General features: G+C 61.1%; 26 protein-coding genes and 1 pseudogene. 15 read left to right on the top strand and 12 right to left on the bottom strand.

From position 1 onward, the window contains the following. Nucleotides 1-36: 36 nt before the first annotated feature. Together DK26_RS19310 and DK26_RS19305 are read left to right on the top strand one after the other, a co-directional pair. Entirely contained in the window at nt 37-543 is a 507-nt protein-coding gene (locus DK26_RS19310) for a ferritin-like domain-containing protein (RefSeq protein WP_066475905.1), read from the top strand. A 55-nt stretch (nt 544-598) separates the two neighbouring features. After that, a complete protein-coding gene (locus tag DK26_RS19305; RefSeq protein ID WP_066475900.1) occupies nt 599-1,201 on the top strand; it encodes a cysteine hydrolase in 603 nt (200 codons plus the stop codon). Nucleotides 1,202-1,326: 125 nt separating this feature from the next. On the opposite strand, the gene DK26_RS19300 is transcribed toward DK26_RS19305, so the two are convergent. After that, nucleotides 1,327-1,671, bottom strand: a complete 345-nt coding sequence (locus DK26_RS19300; RefSeq protein ID WP_157089731.1) for a hypothetical protein — start codon at nt 1,669-1,671, stop codon at nt 1,327-1,329. Nucleotides 1,672-2,993: 1,322 nt separating this feature from the next. Here DK26_RS19300 and DK26_RS19295 point away from each other — a divergent pair. The 3 genes from DK26_RS19295 (at nt 2,994) to DK26_RS19285 (ending at nt 5,133) form a co-directional block, all read left to right on the top strand. After that, the gene (locus DK26_RS19295; protein WP_066476425.1) at nt 2,994-3,410 is read left to right on the top strand and encodes a DUF1236 domain-containing protein; all 417 of its coding nucleotides are present in this window, start codon (nt 2,994-2,996) and stop codon (nt 3,408-3,410) included. Between the two features lie 935 nt (nt 3,411-4,345). Next, nucleotides 4,346-4,525: a hypothetical protein gene (locus DK26_RS19290; RefSeq protein WP_066475896.1), complete on the top strand. Its 180-nt coding sequence runs from the start codon at nt 4,346-4,348 to the stop codon at nt 4,523-4,525. Between the two features lie 347 nt (nt 4,526-4,872). Beyond that, the gene (locus DK26_RS19285) at nt 4,873-5,133 is read left to right on the top strand and encodes a hypothetical protein (RefSeq protein ID WP_066475894.1); all 261 of its coding nucleotides are present in this window, start codon (nt 4,873-4,875) and stop codon (nt 5,131-5,133) included. 331 nt (nt 5,134-5,464) lie between these two features. Here the strand turns inward: DK26_RS19285 and DK26_RS19280 are convergent, their stop codons facing one another. Beyond that, nucleotides 5,465-5,668: a hypothetical protein gene (locus tag DK26_RS19280; protein WP_157089730.1), complete on the bottom strand. Its 204-nt coding sequence runs from the start codon at nt 5,666-5,668 to the stop codon at nt 5,465-5,467. Nucleotides 5,669-5,967: 299 nt separating this feature from the next. Here DK26_RS19280 and DK26_RS29730 point away from each other — a divergent pair. Together DK26_RS29730 and DK26_RS19270 are read left to right on the top strand one after the other, a co-directional pair. Next, nucleotides 5,968-6,323: pseudogene (locus DK26_RS29730) on the top strand (adenylate cyclase); the annotation flags it as partial. A gap of 164 nt (nt 6,324-6,487) precedes the next feature. Continuing rightward, a complete protein-coding gene (locus DK26_RS19270; protein WP_066475888.1) occupies nt 6,488-6,838 on the top strand; it encodes a hypothetical protein in 351 nt (116 codons plus the stop codon). Nucleotides 6,839-6,921: 83 nt separating this feature from the next. On the opposite strand, the gene DK26_RS19265 is transcribed toward DK26_RS19270, so the two are convergent. Both DK26_RS19265 and DK26_RS19260 read right to left on the bottom strand, forming a co-directional pair. After that, on the bottom strand, nt 6,922-7,461 hold the full coding sequence (locus DK26_RS19265) for a general stress protein (RefSeq protein ID WP_066475886.1): 540 nt from the start codon (nt 7,459-7,461) through the stop codon (nt 6,922-6,924). A 25-nt stretch (nt 7,462-7,486) separates the two neighbouring features. Beyond that, nucleotides 7,487-7,783 (bottom strand): PepSY domain-containing protein, encoded by a 297-nt coding sequence (locus tag DK26_RS19260; RefSeq protein WP_066475881.1) that lies wholly within the window; start codon nt 7,781-7,783, stop codon nt 7,487-7,489. A gap of 302 nt (nt 7,784-8,085) precedes the next feature. Between DK26_RS19260 and DK26_RS19255 the strand changes: the two genes are divergently transcribed. From DK26_RS19255 to DK26_RS19235, 5 genes are all read left to right on the top strand, one after another. After that, nucleotides 8,086-8,967: an alpha/beta hydrolase gene (locus tag DK26_RS19255; protein WP_066475879.1), complete on the top strand. Its 882-nt coding sequence runs from the start codon at nt 8,086-8,088 to the stop codon at nt 8,965-8,967. A 164-nt stretch (nt 8,968-9,131) separates the two neighbouring features. Beyond that, the gene (locus tag DK26_RS19250; RefSeq protein WP_066475878.1) at nt 9,132-10,202 is read left to right on the top strand and encodes an ROK family protein; all 1,071 of its coding nucleotides are present in this window, start codon (nt 9,132-9,134) and stop codon (nt 10,200-10,202) included. A gap of 92 nt (nt 10,203-10,294) precedes the next feature. Continuing rightward, nucleotides 10,295-11,839: an FAD-dependent oxidoreductase gene (locus tag DK26_RS19245; protein WP_066475877.1), complete on the top strand. Its 1,545-nt coding sequence runs from the start codon at nt 10,295-10,297 to the stop codon at nt 11,837-11,839. Continuing rightward, on the top strand, nt 11,836-12,213 hold the full coding sequence (locus tag DK26_RS19240; protein ID WP_066475876.1) for a VOC family protein: 378 nt from the start codon (nt 11,836-11,838) through the stop codon (nt 12,211-12,213). Before DK26_RS19245 ends, DK26_RS19240 begins: the two co-directional genes overlap by 4 nt. 16 nt (nt 12,214-12,229) lie before the next feature. Continuing rightward, nucleotides 12,230-12,676, top strand: a complete 447-nt coding sequence (locus tag DK26_RS19235; protein WP_066475875.1) for a hypothetical protein — start codon at nt 12,230-12,232, stop codon at nt 12,674-12,676. A 774-nt stretch (nt 12,677-13,450) separates the two neighbouring features. Here DK26_RS19235 and DK26_RS19225 read toward each other — a convergent pair. Together DK26_RS19225 and DK26_RS19220 are read right to left on the bottom strand one after the other, a co-directional pair. Continuing rightward, nucleotides 13,451-13,930 (bottom strand): DUF2269 domain-containing protein, encoded by a 480-nt coding sequence (locus tag DK26_RS19225; protein ID WP_066475872.1) that lies wholly within the window; start codon nt 13,928-13,930, stop codon nt 13,451-13,453. Next, a complete protein-coding gene (locus DK26_RS19220) occupies nt 13,930-15,225 on the bottom strand; it encodes an SDR family oxidoreductase (protein WP_066475869.1) in 1,296 nt (431 codons plus the stop codon). The genes DK26_RS19225 and DK26_RS19220 overlap by 1 nt, the downstream gene beginning before the upstream one ends. Before the next feature lie 135 nt (nt 15,226-15,360). Here DK26_RS19220 and DK26_RS19215 point away from each other — a divergent pair, with 135 nt between their 5' ends. Both DK26_RS19215 and DK26_RS19210 read left to right on the top strand, forming a co-directional pair. Further along, nucleotides 15,361-15,993, top strand: coding sequence for a DUF6766 family protein (locus tag DK26_RS19215; protein ID WP_066475867.1), 633 nt, complete (start codon nt 15,361-15,363; stop codon nt 15,991-15,993). Between the two features lie 50 nt (nt 15,994-16,043). Then, nucleotides 16,044-16,955, top strand: a complete 912-nt coding sequence (locus DK26_RS19210) for an NAD(P)/FAD-dependent oxidoreductase (RefSeq protein WP_066475864.1) — start codon at nt 16,044-16,046, stop codon at nt 16,953-16,955. Here DK26_RS19210 and DK26_RS19205 read toward each other — a convergent pair. From DK26_RS19205 to DK26_RS19180, 6 genes are all read right to left on the bottom strand, one after another. After that, on the bottom strand, nt 16,952-17,404 hold the full coding sequence (locus tag DK26_RS19205) for a tryptophan-rich sensory protein (protein ID WP_066475862.1): 453 nt from the start codon (nt 17,402-17,404) through the stop codon (nt 16,952-16,954). The two genes, DK26_RS19210 and DK26_RS19205, sit on opposite strands and share 4 nt — an antisense overlap. Nucleotides 17,405-17,825: 421 nt before the next feature. Continuing rightward, nucleotides 17,826-19,592, bottom strand: coding sequence for an ATP-binding protein (locus tag DK26_RS28625; RefSeq protein ID WP_248310034.1), 1,767 nt, complete (start codon nt 19,590-19,592; stop codon nt 17,826-17,828). Continuing rightward, a complete protein-coding gene (locus DK26_RS19195) occupies nt 19,546-20,754 on the bottom strand; it encodes an SIR2 family protein (RefSeq protein WP_066475858.1) in 1,209 nt (402 codons plus the stop codon). Before DK26_RS19195 ends, DK26_RS28625 begins: the two co-directional genes overlap by 47 nt. Nucleotides 20,755-21,031: 277 nt before the next feature. After that, a complete protein-coding gene (locus tag DK26_RS19190) occupies nt 21,032-21,445 on the bottom strand; it encodes a cyclophilin-like fold protein (RefSeq protein ID WP_066475854.1) in 414 nt (137 codons plus the stop codon). Nucleotides 21,446-21,570: 125 nt separating this feature from the next. Beyond that, nucleotides 21,571-22,662 carry an alpha/beta hydrolase gene (locus DK26_RS19185; RefSeq protein WP_066475853.1) on the bottom strand — a complete coding sequence of 364 codons (1,092 nt, stop codon included), beginning with the start codon at nt 22,660-22,662 and terminating at the stop codon, nt 21,571-21,573. A 23-nt stretch (nt 22,663-22,685) separates the two neighbouring features. Then, nucleotides 22,686-23,873 carry an MFS transporter gene (locus DK26_RS19180; RefSeq protein WP_066475851.1) on the bottom strand — a complete coding sequence of 396 codons (1,188 nt, stop codon included), beginning with the start codon at nt 23,871-23,873 and terminating at the stop codon, nt 22,686-22,688. Between the two features lie 131 nt (nt 23,874-24,004). Here DK26_RS19180 and DK26_RS19175 point away from each other — a divergent pair, with 131 nt between their 5' ends. Further along, nucleotides 24,005-24,931 (top strand): LysR family transcriptional regulator, encoded by a 927-nt coding sequence (locus DK26_RS19175; protein ID WP_066475849.1) that lies wholly within the window; start codon nt 24,005-24,007, stop codon nt 24,929-24,931. Nucleotides 24,932-25,134 lie beyond the last annotated feature (203 nt).

The raw sequence follows: 25,134 nt of genomic DNA, 5'->3' as shown, positions 1-25,134 counted from the left end.
CGTTAGATCGGTTTCACCTCACCGGAGGCGCAATCCATGGCCAGCGAACCCAAGACGCTCAACGATCTCTTCATCGACACCCTCAAGGACATCTACTACGCCGAAAAACAGATCCTGAAGGCGCTACCAAAGATGGCGAAGGCCGCGTCGTCACCTGACCTCAAGGCCGCCTTCGAGAAGCACCGCGACGAGACCGAGACGCATGTCGAACGTCTCACCCAGGTCTTCGAGATCGCCGGCAAGGCTCCGCGCGGCAAGACCTGCGACGCCATCCTGGGCATCATCGAGGAAGGCAAGGAGATCATCGAGGACTACGCAGATAGCCCAGCTCTTGATGCGGGATTGGTCGCTTCGGCGCAGGCCGTCGAGCACTACGAAATGACCCGCTACGGCACGTTGAAGACCTGGGCGGCGCAGCTCGGCCTCAAGGATGCCGCTGACTTGCTGGATCAGACGCTCCGGGAGGAGGAGACGACCGACCAGCTTCTGACCAAGCTCGGCGTTGCAATGATCAACAAGAGCGCGCAGGGCAAAGCTGCCTGAGGCCGAACGCGCGTCGGCTCTTACGGAGCCGGCGCGCCGTCCCGGGGAGGAAGAGATGGGCGAGCAACTGCCGTCGCTCACCGATCGCACCATCCACCTCTGCGTGGATATGCAGAGACTCTTCGCCCCGGAAGGCCCTTGGGCCACGCCTTGGATGACACGTGTCCTTCCTCAATGTGTTGCCCTCGCGGAGGCACGCCCGCTGGCGACCCTGTTCACACGCTTCGTCACGCCAGCTTCGCCGGAGGCGACCATCGGCGCATGGCGCGACTTCTATCGCCGATGGCCGGAGACGACCCGTCAACGGCTGGACCCCGCGCTCATCGAACTCGTCCCGGAACTGGCCCGGTTCACGCCCCCGGCCCCCGTGTTCGACAAGCCCGTCTACTCGGCCTTCACGAGCAGCAAGCTGCTCGCATACCTCCGGGCGCGCTCGATCGACACCGTCGTGTTGTCCGGTGCCGAGACAGACGTCTGCGTTCTTTCCACCGCGCTGGGAGCCGTCGACCACGGCTACCGCGTCGTGATCGCGACCGACGCCGTGTGCAGCTTCTCCGACGCCGGACACGACAGCCTGCTAGCGCTCTTCCGGGAACGCTTCAGTCAGCAAATCTCGGCAGTCACGGTCGGAGAGATCATCGGCCGTTGGCATCCCTGATCCAGACGCTTTTTTCCGGCGTTAGGTCGCATAGACCATCTAGGCCGCGGAGTACCTGACTCGGGAGCATCTCCGACCGATCGGCGCGGCCTAGAATTTCCGTAACGCGTGCCCGCCTCGGAAAACTAATGCCGGGGTAGCGCTTCGATCTTGGCGACGACGTAATCAAAGGTCGCAGCATCTTCCATCAGCGCCATATTGATATCCCCGCTCTTGAGAGATTTGAGCATCTCTTCCTTGCAGTCGGCGGCGAACGCCGAACCTCCGCGCGTTCCGATGTACCCCATTGCGTAGTCGATGCAGAGGTACATGGTGCTGAGCACGATGTTGATCTTCTCCAGGTCCGTCGCGTCGATGCCCCTGCGATTTCCGCCATTGAACATGGGAGCCTCCCTTGTGCCCCCCGCGGTGGAACGGTCCAGCTCACCCGCTGTTCCGCGCAGTCGGCAAATGACCTTCAGCTTGGTCAAGTGCCAAGGGCGCCGCGAACCTACCGGAACGGCTGGGCCCTATTTGCGTGCCATCTGCCGACGAACGCGTTCAAGCAACGAGCTCCAAACGGTTTCTTCGGATGGAGCGGCAAGCTCTGTTTCGGCCCCCACCAAAGCTGTTGCATTTCGCAAGGCGCGCTTCTTGCTCATTCGAGCCCGAAATGCTTCACGCCTCCGATAGTAGGCCGTCGAGCGCATTTTCATCGCCATCTGCCCCTTGCCCCCAAAGGGCAAGCTAGTCGGCCCGGAACCTCCCGTCTTTAGCATTTGACAATCCACTGGCGGTTTGAAGCCGGCCAGCTCAGCGTTGCCAGGCGTCCCGATCAGACACGCTTTCCCCGTTTCATAATCATCGGGTCTCGACGCCAATTCTCGACGCTCTCTCTTAGGCAATCGAGTTCGTACCGCTCGATTTCGCTTGGCTGGAGCTTTGCCTCTAGCTGCTTGATCCTTTCAAGCGCTCTTAGGACGTCGTCGACCTTTACTATCTTGTCTGTGTCAGAGTGGGGCGTCAGATGCTTTCAAAACGACACCGGCTCCAGGATAATAGCTATTGCAAGCACAGTGATTAGCGTCGCCGCCAGCCACAAAATGCGGACTACCCAGGGGTTGCTTTGCCGCACATCAGAAGAGCGCATAATCGCTCTCGATATCACTTTGTCGATCGAGCTCGCCCCCCAAATGGGGGCTTTCAGAGAGTTACGAACCCTGGGAGCCATCATCTGATTCATCATCGCGGGAATGAGATTGGCTCCGGCATGGTAGCCGGAGCCATCGCCAAGCTAGGCCGCCTTTCTGCGGAGCCTAGCCCACGTGCAGGCGCTCTCTCCTTGCGCGGGCTCCCTTCCCTGCGTCATTTCGATGTGACTGACGCCGTCGTTCACCCGAAGGACAACACCGCGAGAATCCCGAGGATGAGAGCAAGGGTGACCAGCCATAGCGATGCGGCAAGCGACATGGGCGGGACTCGATAAAAAATGGGCGGCTGACAACGCGGGTTTCTCAAGAGAGTTCCGCTGCGTCAAACTGTGCGTACCCGGAGACCTCGCCCTGGATTCGAACCTGGGATTTGAGGACTATGTTATCCTCTGCGTAGCCATTCCGCCACGAGTGCGAAGAGAACGGGACCGCGGCTCATGCCGCGAACGCAGCAGCTCCGGTGAATGCCCGGCTCCACCATGCGCTCGATAATTGCAGTTGGTAAAGGCCGCTCGATAGAGGTGTCGGTCAACCGATCCCAAGTGGAACTTTTTACAAGGATTCTAAGTTTGTTCGGTAACTGGGGAGCAACTGGAGTTCTGATCATGAAGAGGATCATTCTTGCTGCCGCTATCGCCTTGGCGCCGATGGCGGTCTTCGCTCAGAATCCCTCTGGCGCCCAGGGTGGTGCGGCCGGTGGTGCGGCTGCTGGCGCGGTGGGTGGAGCGGTCGTTGGCGGCCCGGTCGGCGCCGTCGTCGGTGGCGTTGGCGGTGCTGTCGTCGGAGGCATCATTGGCGACAACACGCCGCGCTTCAAAACCTATGTCACCGAGCAGCGCGTCCCGTCCTATACCTACAGTGAAGAAGTTCGGGTCGGCGCCGTCCTGCCCGAGCGCGGCGTGACCTACCACGCGGTGCCGGCCGAGTATGGCGTGAAGGATTACCGCTATACCGTCGTTAACAACCGCACGGTCCTGGTCGAGCCGAAGACTCGCAAGATCGTCCAGGTCATCGAGTAAGCAGGGCAAGCCAAAAACAAAGGCCCGGTCTCGCTCACGCGGGGCCGGGCTTTTTTCGTTAGCGCAGAACGGAACCGCCCGCTCCATCGTGCGTTTCGGACGATGGCGCTCATGCCCCTTCCGAGCGCCAAGCCTGCCGCCTGTCTCAATTGCCGGGGAAGGCGGCAGGCGCTCTGTGTCGCGTTGGGTGGCGTGTCATGGAAGCAGATCGCGTAGAGGCCATAGCCAGGGCGCTTTGCCGGTCGGCCGGCTTCGACCCTGATGCCGTTCTTCCTCCTGAACTCGATTATGCGTTGATGTCGCCCGCTCGAAGTCCACTGCCCGCGTGGCAGCGGTTCCGGAGGGCCGCGGAGGTGTATTACGACGCGCGGGTTTTCGAGCTTGCGTCACGGTCGATAAAACCACCTGCGGGGTTATCCTGAGGCTAGGACTGGCCGTCACCGGCTGTCTTCACCGCGATGACGCGCTTCATAGACTTCGATCGCCAAGCTACCCTGCGGACCGTTGGGACGGATTTGTAGCCGGTGTTTCCGCATTAGCTGAAGCGCTACGGCTTCAGATGGCATGACCCGCGGCTGACGATTTCAACGGCGCGGAGCACGTTATCGAGGCTCTCGAATGTATGTGAGGCGACTTCGCGCAGGGCGCTGCCTGATTGTCCTACCGGGGCAAAACGGAACAAGCGGGTGCCGATATGTCCGGCAGGCCGTCCCAAGAGGTCGGTAAGTACCCAATGGCCGGGCGCAGTCCTAGAAACGTCGAAGTCCATCATCGGCCCTCCGCTCGATGCCAATGCGGAACAGGCAGGGAAGTTGCATGGCGCCCGATGACCTTCTGCAAAGCCGCCTTCGATCTGGCACCGGCAAGCGGGGTCTGAATTCTTCTCGGGTCGGATTGGTCGGAGGTGCCTGTGCCCCTATACCGGTTTGTCGTGAATGATGGACGTCATCTTGATCTGGCTGACGCCATTGAACACCCCCAGCGACATCGTCGCCGTGAAGGACGCTCACCGAGCTCTTGCCGAGCTGGTGCTGATCTGCCGGCTGGCGCTCGCGCCGAATACCGCATTGCTGTCGAGGACGCTGCGGGGACAATCATCTATCAGGCCTCGTTGACATTTCGAGGCGAGACAGCCGCCGATATAAAGGCACGAGGTGTGGACGGCGGATCGACCAAGTAATCGCCCGCGCTCCGCCGACTGCGGCGCTTCGCCGCCGGCCAGCTTTCACTGTTGAAGTGACGCAACGGTCCGATCGTAGACGCCCTGGTCCTTTCCAGCCAGGAGGCTAAAATCTGGACCGCGCTGATTGTCACCGGCGGAATGCTAGGCGTCGCCGCAGTGACTTGGTGGGCCTCCCGGCGCTGGCCCCTATAGGCATGCGCGGCCTCTTGAAAACGAGGCGAACTGTCATCTTATTATGGCCGCAATCTCAAACAGTGCCCTGGGAAGGAGGAGGGTACCATGCCGTTCAGTTCGTTGAGCGATCCGGTCGTAATTGCACGGGCGTTGTCGGCTTCGGAGGCCGCATGGGCAAGGGTCAAAGACGAGCAGATTATGATGTTTGGCTCGGAGGAGGCCGAGCAAACACGTCTCAAATTCATCGTGGCGTCCTTGGCGCCCCTCGCTCTAGACGAAGATGATCTCGTCGAGCGGGCCATCGCGCACTTTCGGGGGAAGTCGCGCAGCGAGCCTCAGGACGCAACTAGCGATTCAGCAAGCTGACGGGAGCGCCGTTCAGGCCAGGGATCCCGCAGCTTATGATGCAGATCGTGGCAATCACGAGCACGACTGCGAGCAACCAGAGGGCCGTCGGAGATGACATCAGCGGGGCCTCCGAAACCAGTTAGCCATCCCCGGAACTGTCCTCTCGCCCGCTGGTTCCGCGCCTGCGTTAGGTATGCACTCCCTAGTGCAGGAACCTTGTTGAGACGAGACGGTTTTCCGCAAGATCGGCCCTTGGCGGGTGCCGGTCACGCCGGTCGCCTTCTGCCCTGGAGGTAACCGGCGGGCGGACAACTTGCTCGCTACCCTCACGGGTAGCGAGCTCTTCCCTTCAATGCTTGGCAACAAGAGCGATCACCTCGGCCTCTAGGGCTTCGATCAGGACGAAATATTCCCGGATCTCGTCGCCCGTCAGAGCCCTGTGTGACCAGTGATCGACGCCGGCCCATGCCAGCTCATAGCCCTCACACAAATCGAGAAAGTTCTCGCCCCCTGCAACGGCCAAAGCGCGGCGGTGTTGCGGCATGCGAAGCATGAGGCGCTGCCGCCCGTGCTCGCACAGTGTCGCTCTATTGGGTTTGTCCGAGCTGACCATCAGGCGACGCTGACAGCCGGCACCTTTCGGTCAATTGGCCTTAGGGGAAGACTGAGCGCTCGATATTAGCTGATGAGTAGTTGGGCACTTAAGTCGTCACGAGAACTCGTAGCCGATGGGTTCGTTGACGGCGGCAATCATCGCTGGACAAGCTGTCCGCGAGCGGCGTCGTATCGATGTTGCGTTGCGCCAGGAGGATGCTTGTGGCTACAATCGAGTGAATGCGGACAGGGCTATACATGCAGCCGAGTAGTGTCCTCCTGAATGCTACGCCTAAACGTCAAGCAGTTCGGGACCAATTAGCGCGAATCCTTGCAAGTCGCGATTTTGTGGTGCCCCAGCGGGTGCAAGGCTTTCTCCCTACGTGGTTGAGGAGACCCTGACGGGCCGCGGCGATCGATTGAAGGCTATAGCCATTGCGACCGATGTCTTCGGCCGCGGCCTCGATTTTGATGCGATGAACGATCCGGTTGTGCGTATTGAAGCCGGACGGCTGCGCCGAGCGCTGGAACGCTATTATCTGCTGTCGGCCAGCGACGACCCGGTCATCATCGACATTCCGAAGGGCACCTACACCCCGACCTTTACGCGGCGCGAAGGCGCGATGGTCGCGAGAACCGGTTGTTAAAGACCCGCCTGGCCAAGAGCTACCCGCTGCGCACCCGGGCATCCCAGGGCGACATTGTGGGCAAGCCGTGATCCGAACTCCGCAAGCGTGTCGTTGGGGTTGAGAGCGAGGGCTGGCGGCGAGGTGCAGTCATGATGGAGGAGGCCATCGCGAGAGGTGCAGTTCAGTCTGGTTATTATGTCGGGACGGTTGCGCTCGCTTACTACATGCAAGACGACAATAGTTGCGCCGTCGAGTGGATCAGGCGAGCCGACCTGAAGCAATTCTCAATCTACTACTTCGTCGCCGCCCTCATCTTTGCTCGCTCGGGCCTCGAACGGGATGCAAAGGCGAGCGCCTCAGCGTTCATGGCGATGAGGCCACGGTTTTTTGACGATTTCAGTCGCGAGCCGTCGGCCCGGAACTTTAACGCCCGTGACCGTGCGATCCGGATCAAAGGAGCGAGGGACGCGGGCTTTCCTGTGGGGCTTCAAACTAATTGATTTGGACGCCCAACGAAGGCAGGCCATCCATATGAAGCGCCCTGTCAGGCAGATGCCTGACAGGGATGAAGAAGCGAAACCAGTTAGATTACGGGCCTCGCATATGGGCTGGCGTTCGCGTCAAACTGCGTCCACCCCTCGCGCTCGTAATCAGCGCGACGCGTTGCCATGTCGATCGGCGTCGCTCGATCCATGATCGCCTCAGCTTCGGCGGCCCGGCCTTCAGCGGCTCGGACCGAAACCACCGAGCCGCCCCGTCGGACACTTTCGGCGTAGACGTGAGCGTCGCGCTCGTCGACGCCAGCGCTCGTCATGGCACCGATAATTCCCCCAGCAGCCGCTCCGGCCGCCGCCCCGGCGGCCGTTGCCGCAAGCCATCCTGCCGCCACGACTGGTCCGATGCCCGGAATGGCAATCATGCCCAAGCCCGCAAGAAGCCCGGCGGCTCCGCCTACACCTGCGCCGATGCCTGCGCCTTCGCCGGCGTTGCTGTCGTCAACGTCCTCGCCGCGCCGGCCGATCACGCTGATTTCTGAATTCGAGAAGCCGGCACGTTCGAGATCCTCCACGACTGCGGTCGCGTCTGCATAATCATCGTAAGAACGGGTGATCGTGCGGGTCATTGCAAATCTCCTCCAGGCGCTATGGTCAGTGGCGAGTGATGTTGCCGCGATAGTCGACGCTGACGGTAACCGGCTGGCCGCCATGTGTGGCCTTGCCCTTCCAGACGCCGTTGTCGTCCTTCTTGAGCTCGCTGATAGCGCTATAGCCATTGGCCTCCAGGCGGCTCTTGGCCTGGCCCTCGGTGAAGCTGTTGGCGCCCGGGAGAGGCGCATTGGCATCGGCCGGAGCTGGCGTCGGGGCGGGCGAGGTCGTGGATGTCTGGGCGTAAGCCCCCAGAGAAAGCACCGATGCGATGATCGAGGTAATGACAAGTTTTCTCATAGCGTTCCTCCCAAGCGGGCCAAGCCTGAAGGCCCATGCTCGGGGAGAACGGTGCATCCAAAAATTGGTTCCCCCTCGCCACTGGGCTTTGAGCTGCCTGAACCGCGCAATCTCAGCGCGTAAAGTGGCCACCAGCCGTCGTACTGAAACGTCCGAAAGCGGGAAGCAGACCGATCAAACAAGCGCGATCAAATCTGGTGGTTGTACTACCTAATGCCGCATTTTCGCCCGTTCTATCGAGGTCTAAGTGGGTTTTGCCAGACGGCTGAGCCAGGGTCGCAACGATATGGAGGGCGCTTCCTATGTTTGAAGGCTTCACCCTTGAAACTGTGGAGACGACCGATGGAAGGATCCGCTTCCGCGTGGGCGGAAGCGGCCCGCCCCTCTTACTCCTTCACGGGCATCCTCGTACCCACACAACTTGGCATGAAGTCGCCGGAGTGCTCCGGACCGGATATACGGTCGTCTGTCCGGATCTGCCGGGATTCGGAGGATCGTTCAAACCAATTGACCGGCCCGATCACGCGAACTCGTCAAAGCGGGCGAAGGCTCAGGCTCTGGTCGAGATGATGCGCAGCCTGGGACATGACACGTTCGGCGTCGCCGGCCATGACAGAGGCTCCTACGTCGCATTCCGGATGGCCATGGATCACCCGGAACGAATCCAAAGGCTAGCGGTACTCGACGGCGTTCCGATCCTAGAGGCGCTCGACCATTGTCGCGCGGATTTTGCCCGGCGCTGGTGGCACTGGTTTTTTTATGCTCAACCGGCGAAGCCAGAGCGCGCTATCGGCGCCGATCCGTTGGCTTGGTACGGAGGTTCACCTGAAGCCATGGGCGAGGAGAACTTCGCTGATTTCATCCGCGCCATCTCGGACCCGGTCACGATCCACACGATGATCGAGGATTACCGCGCGGGCCTGAGCGTCGATGCGCAGCATGATCGCGAGGACCGTGCGCAGGGTCGTCGGATTCGGTGTCCGATGCTGGCTCTCTGGTCGGAGCGGGACGATCTGCCGGACCTCTACGGCGACGTCGTGGCAGTCTGGAAAAGGTGGGCTGACGATGTTCGGGGCGCCTCGATCTCGAGCGGACATCATATGGCGGAGGAAGCCCCCGCAGAGCTGGCTCAGGCCCTCGATGACTTCTTCCGAGGCAGCAGGAATGGATATCTGCCGTCCTGAGAAACGCCCTACGCGCCCGGCACGAAGCTCGGCAGTTCTCTCAACCGGTCTACATGCTTCAAACGCCAAGACGCGAGCCAGGATTAGGAAGGGGCCACGCCTTTCGAATGGCTGGAACCTGGACGCTTCGGCTCGGTTGAGTATCTCGCAGCCACGAGATTCCCATGGCAAAGAACGCGAAATCGAAACCCGGCGACGGACCTCATGGCGCGTCGCAACTGCCCTCCGTCCTGGTGACGAGCTATAATCTTGAAGCTCGCGATGAGGACGGTTTTGTTGGCGACAAGGCGAGGCGAGCGGCGATCTTCGAGCATCTGGAGGACGTGCGCGAGGTGTTGCGCGAGAACGGCGACGATCCGCTCGAAGTACCCAGCGAAGACCTCAAGAAGAAGGATTTGGACGCTCTGCTCGCCGAAGGCGACCCTCAGGAGGCTGCGGTAGTCCACACGGCCGTCGAGCGATACGCGGAATCCCTGGCGACGGTCGTTCGCCGATTTTGCCGCTGCAAGGCTTGGTCGCAGATAGAACGGGTCATTGTGGGAGGCGGGTTTCGGCAAAGCCGCGTCGGGGAACTAGCGATAGCAAGAGCCGGCATCATCCTGCGCACGCAAAGCCAGGCTATCGAACTACAACCAATAAGGCATCATCCCGATGAAGCGGGTCTCATCGGAAACGCACACATCGCCCCGAAGTGGATGTTCGAGGCGTTCGATAGTCTGGTTGCCGTCGACATCGGCGGCTCCAACATCCGGGCAGGCATCGTGGAACTGCGCCAGGCCAAGGCGTCGGATCTGAGCAAGGCGAAAGTGTTCGGGTTCGAACTCTGGCGCCATGCCGACGAAACCACGGATCGTGATCGTGCGGTGGAGCGGATGGGTGAGATGATCCGCAGCCAGATCAAGGCCGCGGAGCGTGCTGGATTAAGGGTGGCGCCGTTCATCGGCATCGGGTGCCCGGGTATCATTCAACCGGATGGCACCATCGATCGCGGCGCCCAGAATCTCCCGGGAAACTGGGAAAGCAGTCGCTTCAATCTGATCGACAGCGTGAGGGAGACCGTCCCGATGATCGGGAAGCATGAGACCATGGTGACGATGCACAACGATGCCGTGATCCAGGGCCTCAGCGAAATGCCCTTCATGCAGGAGGTCCAGCATTGGGGCGTTCTCACAATCGGGACCGGGCTCGGGAACGCCAGCTTCGAAAACAGGGTGCAGGGGAAAAAATCAGCTTGAACGGAAGGCTTCACCCTTCTCGCTCATCAACTTCAGAACGGTTCGAACTTAATTTGCAGGGAGACGTTTGAGGCAGACCAGGGAGGTCTGCCATGAACGCGAAACGGGAACGCAGTCGGTCGGTCTGGATGCATGTCGAGGTGGCTCCGGAAGCTGCGCCCCTCGAGGAAGATCATTCCACAGACGTTGCCGTGGTGGGTGCCGGAATCGCTGGCTTGTCCATCGCCTACGAGCTGGTCTTGCGCGGCCTTTCCGTGGTGGTGCTCGACCGTGGTGAGATCGCCGGCGGAATGACCGCGCGCACGACCGCCCATCTTGCGCCCATCTGTGATGACTCGCTCAGCGAGTTGTTGTCGATGCGGGGGCAGGATCTGGCGAAGGCGTTCCAGATGAGTCAAAGCGCGGCCGTCGACCGAATTGAGGCCATTCAAGCGGAGCTGGAAATCGACTGCGAATTCCGCCGTCTCGATGGAATCCTGTTCCTGGATCCCGAGAGCGAAGAGAGCGTGTTGGATGACGAGGTCTCGGCGGCAAAGGACATCGGCGTCACCGTCAAGCGCGGAAAGGGTCTGCCGCTGCGAACGCTGGAGGATCGCTCGTACCTACGCTACCCCGCTCAAGCGACCTTCCATCCGCTGAAGTATCTGCGGGGCGTGGCTACGGCACTGACGGACAAAGGCGCGCGTCTGCACGCCAACACCGCCGTCGTGGAGGTGAAGGAGGAGAACGACAGGGTCGAGCTGAAATTGGTGTCCGGCCACACGGTTACCGCCGGCCACGCCGTTATCGCGACGAATTCCCCGATCCACGATCTCGTTGCCCTGCACACAAAGCAGGCGCCGTATCGCACCTACGCGATGGGGTTTGAAATCGAGACCGGGACGTTCGATGACGCGCTCTACTGGGACACGGAGGAGCCCTATCACTATGTCCGGTTGACATCCGGTGACGACGGCAAGGACATCCTTATCGTCGGGGGCGAGGACCATAAGACGGGCGAGGCCGACGATGCTCATGCTCGGTTCGCTGCCCTCACCTCCTGGATCAAGACGCTTGTCCCGGAGCTCGGCCCAGAACGCTATCGCTGGTCGGGTCAAGTCATGGATACGCTCGATTATTGCGGCTTCATCGGGCGCGTGTCGGGCAGCGAACGCGTTCTCGTCTCCACCGGGGATTCGGGGCAAGGCATCACCCACGGCATTGTGGCCAGCTTGCTGATCCCCGATCTCATCCTTGGACAGGAGAACGAATACATCGCGGTCTACGATCCCGACCGGAAGCCGCTGAAGGCTGCGACGACCTATGTCAGCGAGAACATCACGGCTGTGAAGAACTTCGCCGAATATCTCGCTCCCGGAGAACTTGCCTCGATCGATGAACTGGAAGCTGGCCAGGGCGCAATCATCAGGCGCGGGCTCAGCAAGGTCGCGGCCTTCCGGACCGAGGACGGCGACGTCATCGAGAAGTCAGCCGCCTGCACTCACCTCGGCTGTCATCTCCACTGGAACTCGTTCGAGATGTGTTGGGACTGCCCATGCCATGGATCTCATTTCGCGCCGGACGGGACTGTTCTCAACGCTCCGGCAATCGGTCCACTCACTGATGTCGAAGCGACGGATTCCGGAGAAGGCCGATGATCCACCACGTCTCGGTCGGAACGAAAGACGTCGAGCGAAGCAGGCGCTTCTACGACGCGGTGATGGAAGTCCTCGGACTGCGTCTCCTCAAAGCATCCGACGAATCCGCCGACTATGGAGTGTCGACAATCATATTCAGTATCGAAACCCCCGTGGACAGCAAACCGGCTTCCGCTGGTAACGGCGTCCACATCGCCTTCGACGCCGGAGGGCGGGAAATGGTCGACGCGTTCCATCGGGTCGCCTTGCAGCACGGCGGAACGGATGCGGGAGCTCCGGGGTTGCGGCCCGAATACGACCCTCACTACTACGGCGCCTTCGTTCTCGACCCAGACGGCAACAAGATCGAGGCCGTCACGCATCACGGGAAATGAAAAAAGGAAGGTGCAGATGCTTGAGACCTTCGCAAGAGCCGCATTATCCGGCACGGCGGTGAGTGTCGCTTCAACGATCGCACTGGCGCTCGCAGCAAAGGCTGAGGGCCGACATCCCGTCCGTCCGACCAATGCGACCGGACACTGGTTTCGGGGCGATGAGGCGGCGGCCTCCCGAAACGTCGATGCCAAGCATACCTTGCTCGGTTTCGCGACGCACGAAGGTGCCTCGATCTTCTGGGCAGCGATTTTCCAAGGCTTCCAGAAACTCGGCCCTCGGCGCCCGGCTGCCGTGGATGCCATCAGCGTGTCCGCCCTGGCTGCCTTCGTCGATTACGTCGTCGTTCCCAAACGCCTGACGCCGGGATGGGAGAAGGTTGTCTCCCCGCGCTCGATCGCCTTGACATACGGCGTGATGGCGCTCGCCCTCTGGGCAACATCGGCGCGGAAGGCCAACCGATGAGCCGGGGAACAGTGGTCCTCGGTGCCTTGGCGGGGTTCGTCGCCACCCTGCCAATGACGGCCACGATGTCACGGCTTCACCAGACCCTCCCCTCGTCGGAGCGATACCCTCTTCCACCCCGTGAGTTGGCCGAGGACCTGCCATCTCTGGCGGTCGGCACGGCAACAGCCACGCTGGTCTTCCACTTTCTGTATGGAGCCGCCGCCGGAGCTCTCTTCGGAGGGTTCAGCCGACGCAGGGACCTCCCGGCAGGCGCCGCATACGGAATCGCGGTTTGGGTCGCCAGCTACCTCGGTTGGATTCCCGCGTCGCGGCGTCTCAAGGCCGCAACGCGTCACCCTGCCCGTCGCAACGGCCTGATGCTGATCGCGCATCTCGTGTGGGGGGCTGCGTTGACCGCTAGCTTGCGGGAACTGGAACGCTCGCGAACCGCGAGCTTTTCTCGATCCACCAGCACCGAAAAGCGACTGAAGGACCGTCCGGAGGGTCATGGATGAACTCCGCCAATCTGCAACCCGAGGGCCTGATGCTCGCGGTCGCCGCGCTGTTTGGCGAAATGAAGCGAAAGGGTTCGCTCGACCTTACGGAGATCGAAGCGGCGCGACGGAGCCGAACGGGGCGCCTCGCAGCGGACGACCGATCTTCCCGCCGCGAACGCCGAAGCGACCCGGTTTCGGATCCGGTTTCTGAGGGACGCGCTCCGCCAGGCAGAAGCGCAACTGGACTACCAGAGCTTGGTCGTTGAGATCGGGCGAGCGTGGGACACCGACGCGGCTACGCGAACAGAGTGATCGACGGCCTGGCTATCATGAGCCACAGGATGGCCAGGATCGCGCCGAAGGCTGGAAACCCGAAGATGAACCAAGTCCAGAACAGCACGTCATATCGCCGCGGCAATGCAGTGCCTGCGTGCTCGGCTCGCGCGGCGATATCGCGCATCCGCATCTGCATGACCACGACGGGCAGCCAGAAAATTCCGATGACGAAATAGAGGATGATCGACAACACGATCCAGCCCTCTGACAGGTCATAACCCGCCTCCCGGGCCAGGAGGACCCCCGTGATCGGTTGGGCAATGACCGCGCTGGCGGTGAACACGAAATCAGCGGTCACGACGATCTGGGCGACACCGGCGATCTTGCTCACATTGCCGGTGAAGTGGGCCATTACCATGAAGAATGCGATCCCGGCCCCGGTCCCAATCAGCACGATCGCGCCGAGCAAATGAAGGTACTTGAGGAGCAGATAGGTCATCAGCGATCCCTCAGGGTGGCGAGGCCGACCAACATCAACGCAATAACCGGTCCGATCTTCAGAAGCGGTGCCAGCGGGTCGATCCAGAGCCACGGCGTCACCACCGACCCAGCAAGAGCGTAGGCAAGGGAAACACCTATCCCGGCGAGCATCGCGAGGCGCGCGGACTTCCTGAATGCGATTCCCATGCCGATCAACAGATCCGCGACGCCGCCGCCGACGATGACGAGCTTTGCCAATGGCTCGGCGACGCCACCCTGCCCCATCAAGCTCATGCCGGTGGGCAGGCCCGGACCAAGCGAGGCGAATCCGGAGCCGATCCAGAATATCGCGAGACTGCCGATGACGACGGGCTTCAGCAGATAGAGTGCGGCAAACCAATGGTCCTGGACCGATGCGGGTCGGCTTTCGAGGGTCTGGCCGATGCGTCTGGGTTTGATGCCGGTAATACTCTTCCACTCGGCATCGTCCCCAATCGCACCTCTTGCCACTTCCTGCCTTGCATTGCTGCGGACCGGCGGTCGCCAGCCCAGTCTTCCTGCAAGATCGCCGCTAAGATACGCAAGCGCTGCCAGCCACCTCGGTATGGCGAACTCGACCGCGCGCGGCAGGCCAAGCCAACTACGGTACAGCCGGACGAGTTCGACGAACTCGAAGCGCTCGGGCCCCGCGAGTTCCACCGCGAGCCGTGTCGCTGCGCCCGGCCGGAGGAAGAACTCAACCGTCGCGACGACGTCCTCGAGTGCGACCGGTCTGAGCGCACCCGTATCCGGCATGACGGGCAAATACGGCAAGCTCGACAGGCCGCGAATGAGCGCGCTGGCACCATAAGCAGACGGGCCAAGCACGACGGATGGACGCAGAATGATCCAGTCCAGCTCACTGGCCGAAAGCACATCGTCACCTGCCCGCTTCGTCGCCGAGAACCGCGTCGGCGTCGCTCGATCGACGCCCATCGCGGAGAAATGGACGAAACGTTTGACCCCCGCTGCGCTGCATCCAGCGACAAGGTCGGCCAGCCCCGTTCGATGGGTCTGCTCGAGATCGTCAGACGGCCCATCTTGAAGAGCGCCTGCGCAGTTCACGACTGCCGTCACGTCCTTGAGCAGGATCTTCCATTCACCCCTGTCGGTACGTCCCAGTTCGGCAGCGGTCCATTCAATCGCCGGGTGGCGTCGGGGGGCGCACCCCATATGACGGGCAACGCCCACGACGCGGCTGCCGCGGGTGGCTAGCGCGGTCGCAATACTGCTCCCGATCAGCCCCGTAGCTCCGATGATGGCGATACGATCCACGGCAGTCTCCGTGCTTGGGCCAATGCAGCCCAACCCGGAGCTCGCTCGTGAAGTTCCGGGAAGTCCATCGACGCGGAACATGGATTCACGGGCGGCGTTCTCCAACCGGATCCATGAATACTGGGGCGGCGTCAGATGCGGCACTTCCTGCGCGACAACAGCCTAACGTTGGCGCTCTCGGCGATGTTCCTTGCTTCACTGGCAGGCATGGCCCTGACCGGTCACGCAGCCCGGAACCAAGAACTCAGAGACCATGGTCAAACTGCAATCGGCTTGAGCGCCTACCTTTCCGGAGGCGTCTTCCTTTCGGCCCTGTTCGAGAACTGGGAGAGCGAATTTCTTCAGATGGCGGTCTACGTCGTCCTGACGGCAATGCTCTTCCAGCGCGGCTCGGCAGAGTCGCGCGATCCGGACGATCCCCACCGCGAGGGAGACGAAGTTCCTTGGCGCGACCGTCATCCGGTCCTGGCCTGGGTCTACGAACGTTCGCTCGGCATCACCTTGGGCATTCTGTTCGTTGCGTCGTTCCTGCTGCACTGGTGGTTCAGTCTGGTCGCTGCCAATCAGGAGGCGGCGCTTCATGGCCGGGCGGCTCAGTCGGCATACGGATACCTGGGTGATTCCCAGCTCTGGTTCGAGTCCTTCCAGAATTGGCAGTCCGAATTCCTCTCGACGGGACTTCTGGTCATCCTGTCGATTTTCCTGCGACAACGTGGCTCTCCCGAATCCAAACCGGTGGCGACCGGCAACGACGAGACCGGCGCCTGAAGACGCGAAGGGCCGACAGGGAGCGAACTTCACGCGGTGAAAGGCGAGCGATGCCCGAAGTGCTTGATTCCCTGGTCGTCGGAGGCGGACCTGCGGGGCTGACTGCGGCGATCTACCTGGCGCGCTTCCATCTTTCCGTGGCCGTGGCCGACGATGGCAACAGCCGCGCGCGACAGATCCCCTGCACCCACAATCACGCCGGTTTTCCGGACGGCATTGCCGGAGCGGAGCTTTTGAAGCGCATGCGTGAACAGGCGCTCAAATACGGGGCCCGCCTGCTCGAGCGGCATGTCGACGAGTTGGTGACAGGTCCCCTCGGGTTCGTGTCTCGCGGTCGTGAGTTGATAGGCCCTGCGAAAACTGTGCTTCTCGCAACCGGAGTGACCAACAGGCGACCTGATATTGCCGAGGACCTTCATGCCGAGGCACTGCACACGGGCAGGCTGCGCTATTGCCCGGTGTGCGATGGCTTTGAAGTGACCGACCAGAACGTAGCCGTTATCGGCCGCGGTGATCGCGCGGTTACCGAAGCCATCTTCCTGAGGTCCTTCACCGATCGGGTCACGCTGATCCTCGATCAAGACGGTGAACTGACCGAGCAGGATGCCGACCGGATCAACAAGGTCGGCATCAGGTTGGCTCGAGGACGGCCGAGCGAGTTCGCCCTCGGTCCAAACCGGATCCACTTCGCTGTCGGTGACCGACGGATGGCATTCGATGCCGTCTACCCGTCCCTCGGCTCCGAGATCCATTCGGAACTGGCCGCATCGCTCGGTGCCACCTTGACCGACGAGGGATGCATCCGGGTCGATGCCCATCAGCGGACGAATGTCCCGGGATTGTACGCTGCGGGCGATGTCGTGGTGGGGTTGGACCAAATCAGCCATGCGATGGGTGAGGCCGGCGTCGCCGCCACCACAATCCGTAACGACCTGGCCGCCGTCAGGCCGATCCTGCGCTAGTCGAATCCGGTAGCCCACCGGCGAAACAGCCTCTTGGACGGAGGCCTGCGCCTCCTCAAGAAGGCCAACGTGCCGACCGCAACGGCGCCCGCAATCGCCCCGGCAGCGGCCGGCGCCATCGTTCGCTTCGGGCGCATCAGGAGCTTCGCCGTTCTGGAGATCTCCGGAAACGCTTCCAGACGCTGGTACAGCGTCGGCGCTGTTGTGCGCGAGAGAAGATAGCTGGTGATGATCAGGCCGATCGCGCAGAGCAGCAGACCGCCCGCCACAGCCAGGCTGGCCGCTATCGAACCCCACCGGAACATGAGCCAGGCTTGGAGCGCATCAAGCGCGTAGCCCGCCGCGAAGAGTACGAACGGGCCGCTGACAACCCAGAGGCCGTAAACGATTGCCCGACGCTTGAGAGCTGCCGTCGCCGATGACACGAGTTGGGCGACAAGGCCGCCCATAGCCTATTTCGCCGCCCAGAAGCCGATGACCACCCCGGCGGCCGCAGCCCACGCAAGGGCGCGTAGGGGTTGAGCCCTCACCTCATCGATCAGCAGGCTTTGCAACTCGCTGAGCCCGGATCCTGTTGGGCTTTCAGTTTCAGGCTCCCTTCCAGAATGCGTACACCGCTCTGACGACGGCCGAGAAGCGGCTTGAACTGGGTGTTCTCGCGTTGATCGTCGGCATCGTCGGGTTGCTGGTTATGCCGAGCTCATTTCATCGGATAGCTCACCACGGTGAGGCGAGGTCGAAGGAGCAAAACCAACCCAAGTCAGACATTCGATCGTGTGCCGGGTCCTGGCGGAAGTTGGCCCATAGCCGACGCCTGGAATGTCTGCTTCAGGGCAGCCTGGCGCCGAACGGGAGCAAGGCGGGCGGTGCTTATTCAGTTGTTCGGTCAGGAGCTTTCGCGCGAGGCTCTCGCATCCACGATCCGCCTTCGCCTTGCTGGATTGAAGGCCGCATCGTCGGGGCATACATCTGTACTGGCAGAGGCATAACAGTGCCGGATCCGACGATGATTGCTTCTCCTTCGCCCAAGTTCGGCAGGAACGAAGCCATCGAACCGTCAATCGCTCCGCTCGCGTTGACTACGACGCTCTGATCACGTTCGTTTATCAGTCGATGGACAATCAACGTGCCGACCTGGCTCAGCACATCCTCCGGCACATCGCGGGGGCGCTGCGTCGCCAACACCGATGTCAGACCATATTTGCGGCCCTCTTTGGCGATAAGCCCAAACGCGTCGAGTTGAACCTTGTTGACCTCGTCTCCGACGGTTTTATTCAGAAACTGATGAGCCTCATCCAGGACAACTACAAGCGGGTTATCGTGGAACGCGCCTTCGCGAGCTTGCGATAGCAGGTATCTGCCGAGAGCATTGATAACAAGCTCTCTCGCTGAGTGCTCGAACGGCATATACTGCATTGATACGCGAAGGACGGTCTTATTCCCTCTTAGGAATTCACTCATGATTTCGGTCACGTCAGACATGTAATCGTCCGGCGAGAATATTGGCTTTAGATGTTCAGAATTGACTGAATTCTCGATCCTCATGCATAGAGATACGCAACTGTTCATTGATATCTCATGCACGCCGCCCCAAGATTTATAGTTTTGACCCGATGGGTTAACACATTCCCTGGCAATTTGAGCGCTCAGTCTTTTGATATTGTAGGCTGCTCCCGCGGCGCGAATTTTGGCGTCATTCCGCATAAGGGCTTGATTTATCGGCTTCTTCTCCCTCTGTTGCTTTATAAGACAGCCATCCTCTGCCAAGCTCGGCTCGATTTCTAAAAGCTTCAAGCTTTGCAGCGCATCCCTAAGTTTAGGTGCCTGGACCCCCGAGCTTGGCTGCCAAAGCGCAAATAAATCCAGTTCACTCAGGTGCTGATGAGGAAAGGAGACAAAAGTCCGCATATCCTTGTCATTTATCCGGCGGCCACCGAGATGGACATGAATTGCGCCTTCTAGTTCGTGGTACTCGCCTGTTGGGTCGACCAACAGTGCTTTCCCCTTGAGGCGAGATATTTCCTCGACAAGCCTCGCTGTGGTCCAGCTCTTGCCACCACCGGTAGAGCCGAGGACCGCACAATGCCGTCCAAAAATCGTGGCGGCTGACATTGAGATATCACTGTCTGGCGAGCCGCTGAGGTAACCTAACTGGACAGTTCGATTGCTGGTGCTGGCAGATGCATCCAAGGCATGGCGTATGAAGTCGGGGTGCGCGACATAGACGTATTCACCTACGCGGGGCGGCTCGGGAATTCCGCGTGAGGCCTTGCCGGTAGCGAGGTCTATTGACCCCAGGAGTCTGATTGTTCCGACGGGATTGGCGATCTCGCCTTTGTCTTCTCGTTCTGGCTCAACGGACAGCCGATCGTGGTCGGGAAGGCGTATCTCGGTTATCCGGCCGAGAACAGCGAAGCCCTGTCCCTCGACCGTCACCAGCTCTCCAACTTGGCCGCGAGCGATGGCATGGCCAGCATACTGAGCAGCGCTGATTTCAGTCGCGAAAGGAAGATTGACCCGAATTTCTGATGGAGAGACTGAAGTGACGCTGCCAATGTATCGGGATCGCTCAAAGGGAGCGACAGGAAGCCTAGGCATTCTTCGTGCCCTTCCGCATCCGGTCTTGATGACGTTCAAGCTCTGTCTCGGCAACCATATCAGGTATCAGGGGGATTATATCTTCGAATTTGGCTTCTAATAATGCGAATCGGCCGTCCCCGCTGTCGATGTAGCTGCTAATGTTGGTTAGGTACTCGTTTTCGAGATGGTGGCCCTTCTCGCATTTATTTCCGAGTTGAGGGTCAACCACAATCATACTGAAAGACAAGTTTGAGCGAACAGCCGAAATGATTGGCTCGGCAATGTGTTTGTCGTTGAAGCCAAATCCGAGAACAAGAAGCGTGGTGTTGCTCACTCTTAGAGTGCTCTGGAAATGCGCCATCATGTCAACATAAGGTTGGCTGAACGACATTTCGTATTTTGTGGACCGTGGATATATTAGCACAGGTTTCTTCGTGCCGGGGGATTTGCGGATGCTGCCTGTCGCCTCGTTCCATTCCCAGTCAATGGACCCATGAATTTTGAAGAGATGGAATAAATTCTCGACGTAATCAGCACGCTCGTCGGACGATCGCCTCACGACATCAAAATTGAACTGATCAGGATTGAATTGGCCATCCGAACCGAACGAAAACCCGTCGACTACCATGAAACCGGACCGAGCCGCAGCTTCCTCAAAGCAATTATCATAGTTTGTCGTGAACAGTTTCACTCTTGGCTTGCGGCTGGACCGTCTCGCTATCCTGCGAAGAAAGGTTTCATGAAATCCAAGTTTGGTCTTCTCTGTAATGAAGTCGACTGACTCACATATGACAGTCTCGGCGATCTCAAGCAGTTCGGCCTCAGCTTTGCCGTCAGCGCCCCCTAGAAAATCAGAGGCAATCTTTGCTTTCGATAGAAGCGCTTCGAGATTGAGGTGATCATCATCGACTCTTGCCAGCCGTTTGAATGTCTCCCAGCGCGTGGAGCGATCTTCCAGTGGGCTTTGTTCATCGAGTTCCTTGAATTTCTCGACAACTAGGTTCCTGAGTTGATCCATCGTTGGTGCCACTCGGACACTGCCGTTCAACACACATAGCGATGTTCCGAGCCCAGAAAGGATCGCCAGATTGGGGGATCGGACGGCCTGGGAGAAATGACGAACTGCTTCCGAATAGCCAATTTCAAGGAGCTCATCGTCTCCGTTCGGAAAAGAGAGCTCCGCCCAACTGGCTGCGGTCTTGCTTGAGCGAACGCGCACGTATCCCCCCCGAGAATCTATGCGATCATCTTTGCGGTAGCCGGATGCGGGCGCAATGGGGGCGAGCGACAGCAGGCTGCTCGATCGCGGAGCGCAGGCGCGACTCCTGGTCTGGTGCCGCGGCGGGATTTGTGGCGTCCGCTTTAAGGCAACGCCCCAAGGTCCCCTGTTGGCGCTCGGCCGCCGATATCGTTCGATGATGCGCTCCGGAGTGGCCTAAGGTTGTCCGCAACTTTGGCTCAAGCCATCAGTCTGGTCACTGCCGCCTCCCAGCCATCTAATCCGCCCGCTCGACCCGCATCGAGATAGAGCCGGGTCGGTCGAAGATCGAAGCCCCGCCCTTCACTTCGCCGAGGATGACGATACCGGGCTGAGGGACCTGGCCAACACGATAGTAGACGACGAAGTGGTCCGGGCCCCAAAGCCCGATCGTCCCGTTCTTGAAGGCGCGCTGCCGCGCTGCGGCGGGCAGACCCGACGGCAAGCTTCCCGTTTTTTCCTGACGAAGGTGGTCCGTCATCGGAATGGTCAGGGGCAGCATGCCAAGCAGCGCTTTGGTCGCGGCGTTATCGGCGAGCTCCGCCGTAACGGAACCCCACTCCGACGAGATCTTGATGCGTTCCTGAGCCACGGCTGTTCCGATCGTTGCGAGGAGTATGGCGCCGGCGATCCGAGTGGCTTTGAGCGGCATTGTCCGATCCTCCGTAGTGATTGTCGTTCACCGAGCTCCCGCCGGTCCAGCGGCGGGAGCTCGGCCTGCGAGCCTTTGGCCGACCCCCGAGGGCGGCGGCCCCATCGCTTCGTGTCCGGTCGAGATTAGGCGACGAGATGCCGGCCGAAGAAGCTGGCCAGCTTGTCGAACGGGATCACGTCGACCTTGTCGTAGAGATCGACGTGGCTGGCTTCCGGAATGATCATCAGTTCCTTCGGCTCCGCGGCCGCCACATAGGCGGTTTCGCTGAAGTAGCGCGAATGGGCTTTCTCGCCGTGAATCAGCAGAACCGGGCGCGGCGAGATCTCCTTGATGTAGGTCAGGAGCGGCATGTTCATGAACGAGAGCGGCGTCGTCCGGGTCCAGGAAGTGCCCGAGTTGACCGCGCGCGGATGGTAGCCGCGCGGCGTCCGGTAATAGTCGTGGTAGTCGACCAGGAACTGCGCCTCGCCGCCTTTCAGATCATTGTAGGGCGGCTGGTAAGCCGGGGTTCCGTTCGCGGCGTCTTCCCAGCGCTGCCGACTCATCTGCTCCAGCATCTGCGTGCGCTGTTCGAGCGTCACGCTGTCGTTGTAGCCCTTCGACATGACGCGGGTCATGTCATACATCGTGCTGGCGACGACGGCCTTGACCCGCTTGTCCACGGCGACGGCGTTCAAGGCCATGCCGCCCCAGCCACAGATGCCGATGACGCCGATCCGCTCGCGGTCGACGGAGGGGTGCAGGCCGAGATAATCGATCGCCGCGCTGAAATCCTCGGTGTTGATATCCGGCGAGGCGACGTTGCGGGGCTCGCCACCGCTTTCACCCGTGAAGGACGCGTCGAAGGCCAGCGTGACGAATCCGCGCTCCGCCATCGTCTGCGCGTAGAGGCCTGACGACTGTTCCTTCACCGCTCCGAACGGCCCGCCAACGGCCAGCGCCGCCAGCCGCCGATCGCCTTGGCCCTTGGGCAAATAGAGATCGCCCGCCAGGGTGATGCCGTATCGGTTCTTGAAGGTGACCTTCCGATGATCGACCTTCTCGCTCTTCGGGAAAGTCTTGTCCCAGTCCGCTGTCATGCCGTGAGCCTTTGCTTTGGAGAGCTTGAAGAGTGATGCGGCTGCCAAGGCGGCGACGCCCGCACCGGTCAGCTTCATCAAGTCGCGACGGTCCAGTCGTGCGGACGACGCTGTGATCGTGTTGCAGGTATCCATCGTTATCTCCCCGTTCTCTGTGACTATTCGGGCTTCAGCAGACGTTTTCCGTTGCCGATCAGCGCGATGCCGATGGCGGCCAGGGCGACGCTCCCCAGGAAGGTCGCGAAGATCGACAGGCCATCGAGCAGGATCCCGCCGACCACGGCCCCGAGCAGGATCGAGGCTTGGATCGCGGCCACCATCAGGCTTCCGGCGGCCTCCGGCGCATCGTCGACGTTCTGCGACATCCAGGTCATCCAGATCACCGACATGGCGGTGTTCATCGCACCCCAGAGAGCCAGGAAGAGGCCCACTGCGGCGACCGAGCCGCCGAGCAGCAGGAGACCAATCGTGCAGCCGCCCATCAGCAGCGCGGGCAGCTTCAGGAGAGGAGCGACGCTGCCATGCAGGAAGCGGCCGGAGCCCCAGGTTCCAACGAAGCCAGCGCAGCCGAGCACCAGCAGCAGGATCGACAGCGTCGTCACGTCGGCTCCCGTCACCTGTTCGAGGAACGGGCGCAGGTAGGTGAACATCGTGAAGGCCGAGCCCCAAGACAGCATCGACGCGATCAGGCCGCGCAGGAAATAAGGGCGCTTCAGCAGGCCGAACATGGTCCGGAAATCCTGCGGCTGGCGCGCGGGCAGCGACGGCAGGGCGATCACATGCCAGACGAGGTTGACGGCGACGATCGGCGTCAGCGCCCAGAACACCGCGCGCCAGCCGAACAGACCGCCGAGATAGCTGCCGACGGGCGCGGCGAAGGCTGCCGCGATCGCTTGCCCGCCATACATCTGGGCCAGCGCGCGAGGCACCTCGCTCTCGGGAACCAGGCGCATGATCACGGCCGTCGCGAGCGCCCAGAAGCCACCGATGCAGATCCCGAGCAGGGCGCGACCGAGCATCAGCACCGCGAAGTTCGGGGCGGCCGCGACCAGGACCAGCGAGACCAGCATGAAGGCCGTCATCGCGACCAGGACCCATTTCCGGTTCAGCGTCCCGGCGGCCGTGGTGATGACCATGCTCGCCGCCACCGCGAAGAGACCGCTGATCGAGATCGCTTGACCCGTCTGGCCCTCGGTCGCGCGCAACCCCTCGGCCATCGGCGTCAGCAGGCTGACCGGCATGAACTCGGAAGCGATCAGCATCGCCACGCAAAGCGCCATCGAGAGGACGGCGCCCCAGGCGGCGGTCGGCTTGGTTCCTTCCTCCGATACGGCGGTAGCCGCCATGTTGGGTCGCTCCTGCATCTGTTGATGCGGTGCAAAATAGCGGTTCAGGCTCGGAACGATTACCCGCCGAAATTGGAATGCACTGATCGATGTGATCGATTAATCTCGGCGGGCAGACACCGAGAGTTCTCATGGACAAGACCGATCTCAACCAGCTCCGGTGGTTTCAGATCGTGGCCGAGGAGCACAGCTTCACCCGGGCGGCGGCGAAGATTGGCGTCGCGCAATCGACTCTCAGCTACGCGATCAAGCAGCTCGAAGATCGCATGGGCGTTCGCCTTCTGACCCGGACCACGCGCAATGTCGCGACCACGACCGCGGGCGAGCGCCTGCTCCAGACGATCACGCCGCGGATCGCGGAGATCGAGGACGAGATCGCGGCGCTGACGGCGTTGCGCGACAAGCCGTCGGGCTTGGTCAGGCTGACACTATCCGACCATGCGCTTGAAAGCGTGGTCTGGCCGAAGCTCAGGCCGGTCCTGCGGGATTATCCCGAAATCAATGTCGAACTGATCCTCGACAGCACCTTCCGCAACATCGTCGAGGAGGGTTTCGACGCAGGGGTCCGTCTGGGTGAGAGCGTCGAGAAGGACATGATCGCGGTCCGCATCGGCCCGGACTGGCGGCTGGTAGCGGTCGCTTCGCCCGGATATCTCGCTGCGCACGGAGTGCCGGACCATCCTCAGGACCTAGTCGGGCATGTCTGCATCAACATGCGCCACGAAACAGCCGGCGGGCTTTATGCTTGGGAGTTCGCAAAAGCCGGAAAGGAATTGCGTGTCCGGGTGAGCGGCCAGCTCACTTTCAACAACTCCTACGCCATGATCGATGCGGCGGTGAACGGCTATGGCATCGCCTACGTCCCCGACGACATAGTGGAGCGGCAGATCGCGTCGGGCGAACTGGTCCTGGTACTGGACGACTGGTCGCCCTTTTTCGACGGCTATTTCCTTTACTATCCCAGCCGCCGCCAGAACCTTCCCGCCTTCAAGGTCGTTGTTGACGCTTTGCGCTACCGAAGCCAGGCAGGATCAGGAGGGTCTTCTGGCCTGGGCTGAAAGTCCGCTTTCCGGCAGGCCTCGAATGTCCGGAGTTGGCGCGTTCTCCTCAAATGTTGGTTCGGGCGCGCTCAAGCTGTTCTCGTGTCGACATCGAGTTTCTCACGCCCAATCGAGGTGGTGACGATCTCGGGCGGCAAACCTGCGCCAATGCCGGCACTGAGAGGCCCGGCCGCCCAACGTTTTGCGCTTTCTGGATTTTC

The sequence above is a fragment of the Allobosea sp. WAO genome (assembly GCF_001509835.1).
Classification (GTDB): Bacteria; Pseudomonadota; Alphaproteobacteria; order Rhizobiales; family Beijerinckiaceae; genus Allobosea.
The sequence above is the reverse complement of the archived record's forward strand: the minus strand, read 5'-3'. Positions and strand labels throughout refer to the sequence as shown.